The following is a 3,435-nucleotide window of genomic DNA, read 5'->3' on the forward strand; positions in this document are numbered from 1 at the left end:
ACAGACTATACGAGACTAATTCATTATTTAACTTTGTCTTTATCATTTCGGGCGATTATTAAAATAACCGCCCGAAAAAATTGACGGAGCTGCCTGCAATAAGCCAGCTGCTCCATCGGAATTTACAAAAGTTTCCCAATTACCCGCCTTCGGATACCAAGCGCCATATAAACCATTCAGTTTAGTTGCTGCTCCAATCCACACTCCATTGATAATTCCATTTACAACCATTTGATCCACGTCAACGCCATCAAATCCTTTGTCTTTAACTTGTGAAATCCCATCTCCTATTCCCATTATAGTCCCACCTGCGAGAGAATTTACAAGCCATGAACCTGTCAACGAGCTAAGTGGAGCTGCAACAGCTGAAACCTGCCCATTTACCAATCCTGCATTTATTATAGAACATGCATCTGCATTCGGCTCAGTGCTTTTAATCAACATTCCTGCCCCAACACCCAAACCAGCAGAGCCAGCAACGGACTCTGTAGAAATAACAGCTGGCAACAATTTTGTTCCTACCATTGCGACCCCTTTGACAACTCCAGTAAGGCCAAGGACATTATCAGCGACTAAGCCATATCCAGCATAATCCTTATTTATCGATCCAGCTACGGTTTCAATTGTACCACCAATTTTCTTTTCGTTCCCAGAAAGAGCGTTGATCAACTCACCTGTTGCAAAACCAGTTTCTGTAATACCATGAGCTGCTATTGCTACTCCTGCCAAGGCTCCAGCAACAGTGACTCCGGAAGCTATTGCAATACCAATTCCACCGACTGTTTCTATCAGTCCTCCAGTCACTCTAACACCCGCGACTAAAGCCCGACCCCAATCCGGTCCATCAGAACCTGTTGTTGCAGTAGTCGCTCCGGCATTTTGAGTCTGGACTTGTTTTGCCTGCGCTTCAGCTATTGCCTTTTGTTTTGCAGCAGTATCTACCTGAGTTCGATAATCCTTAACCTGTTGTTCTAATGCGCCAGTCTCATAACCAGACTCTTTCAGCGATTTAAGAATTCCGTCTGTCTCTGCTCGAGAGTCTCCTTTCCACTGATCCCAGAAAGCGGCAACATCATTTTGAGAAAGTATCTTTTTGCCATTTGCATCGACTTGTACATCTCGCATCGTCGCTGGATCAGAAGCTCCACTACCAACGATCTTGTCGATTACGCTATCCAGCAGATTGCCACCCTCACTCTCTCTCCTAGCAGTCTCGTATCCCGCTCCATTTACTGCATCTGCACCTCTTTGTTTCGCGTCACCTGTTGCTTGTTTGGTTGGATCCGGAGTATCCGTATCTGTTTTAGAGGAAGCCTTCTCTAAATAGTCCTGGCTCCATTTATCATTCAAGAAATTGGTATTTGCAGCAAAACCATCTCCTTGTGTCCAGGTTCCTGCGGTTACTCCTCCAGAACCATATTGACTCGTGTTGTTTGCACCATCTTTTCCACCAGCTGCAGTAATGTTAATATTCGTCGAGCCGTATTCAGACCAATTGATATTAGCTCCTGTTCCTGCCCATTTATTGGTTTTATCCGCATTTTGAGGAGATCCATAAGATAGTCCTCCTCCAAAGCCATCGTTTTGGCTAAAACTCAGGTTTCCGCCGACTCCATATTTATCACTATTAAGACCAGCGTTGACTCCAACCCCGCTTTGTTGGCTATAACTTAAAGCGAAGTTCGCTCCATTCTCTGCGCTAAATCCTACGTTTCCGCTAACAGATCCATCTGCTCCGATATTTATTCCACCGTTGAATCCTTTATAATCGAAACCAAGGCTACCAGTCATTCCACCATTTTGAGTAACGCTGATGGATGCTGCCATTGGCCCGTATCCGACCCCAACGGATGCACCAAAGCCATCTGCATAAGAATAGCTAAGATTTACGCTAACAGCTCCACCACTTAAACTTTTGGTCGCAGCTTGCAATGCTCCACCGGCTGCACCAACGATTGCTCCTTGCAATCCGCCTTGAGCAGCTCCCGTAGCAGCTCCAATCGCAACAGCTGCATATAAAGATGCTCCGCCTGTGAATGGTGCTGCTGCAACCGCTGCAACTGTAGTTACCATTTGGAAAGTTTGGCTTTGATACCACTGCTCTTTCGGTTGACTATGTTTCGCAAGTTCTCCAGAGATTACCCAAGCAGGAATTCCAGTCGCTTCCGCTAATGCATTTGTAGCCTCGTCTTGGACATATGCTTTTACAGCATCTCCAAAACTTCCTCCACCTACTAATGCTCCAACAAAGGACGCTGGAAGACCAGTAGCTTCTGCGATTGCTCCAGTTACCCTGTCTTGGTAGACACCCTTAGCAGCTTCTTGCATGCTCTGTCCGCCGACCATTCCAGCAGCAACATCGAATAAGAGTCTTTTGAAATCAGCATCGGCTTGATTTTGTGCCTGCTGAGTTTGGATATCCTTGAGAATACCATTTAAGTAATCAGAATATGTTTGATATACTTCCTGAAGCTTTTGTCCTGTATATTGTTCCCCTACACCACTGAATCCAAAATTGAATCCTAAGTTTTCCAGATGGAAAGTTGTAGGCACACTAATCTCTTCTTGTCCAAATGTTACATCGATCGGAATTCCACTAACTGTTGCACTTCCTACAAGTTTCCAAATCCCTTTGTATTCTTCTCCGACAGTTGTGAATTCATATCCGTATAACTTTAAGTTATCCTTATAATCGGACATGATGGAATCGAAACCTTTCTGAACGGTTTCCTGCTGGGATTCTTCTGAGACTTTTGCAACAGTTTTGTTTTGATCTATAGCAAAGTCCTGAAGTTGGCTTCCCTCTGTTCCAACTCCAATAGAAACTTTAATTGTTCCTGAATTGCCTGCACTTAGTTTATCTGAGATCGCTGCAAACTTTGCGTTCTTCGCATCTTTCTGAACTGGGGCTTCCGCTGCAGGTGTGCCTGGAACATTCTGGTCTTTTTGGAATGTATTCTGAAGTCCATTATATGTTAATAATACTCCAGATCTTGAATCTTCATAGTATTTCTCGTTTGCAATTCGTTCTTCCTCGTTTGCATCCGAGTATGCTTTCAAATATTCTGATTTATCCGAGAATTGTTCATACGCAGGATTGATATTGTCTTCCTGAGTGGAGATATCATTCATATATGCGCTTACTAAATCCGGATTGAATCCGGTAGATGCAAGTTCTCCTGGACTAAGTTGGCTTAAGGAAAGTGCCGGTGGTTGGAACTGAGTTTGGATCGTCAGATACTGATCCACAAAGATCGCAGTATAAGTAGGATCCTGCATTGCTTGTCCTTCTACCTTATACACTCCACTGTTGATCGATCTCATTCCTACGATTGTTCCGTTGGCACCTTGTTGGAACTTATATCCTGCATCTCGTAAGTATTGATAATCCGCTCCAGTTTGGATCTTATCCCAAAGCGAATCAAATGCGTCTGC

General features: G+C 44.1%; 1 pseudogene. It reads right to left on the bottom strand.

The annotated features are described in order from the left end of the window. Positions 1-42 precede the first annotated feature (42 nt). Positions 43-3,435, bottom strand: a pseudogene (locus tag EHQ64_RS20275) (hypothetical protein); the annotation flags it as partial.

Origin of the sequence: Leptospira sarikeiensis (assembly GCF_004769615.1) — a bacterium.
GTDB lineage: Bacteria > Spirochaetota > Leptospiria > Leptospirales > Leptospiraceae > Leptospira_B > Leptospira_B sarikeiensis.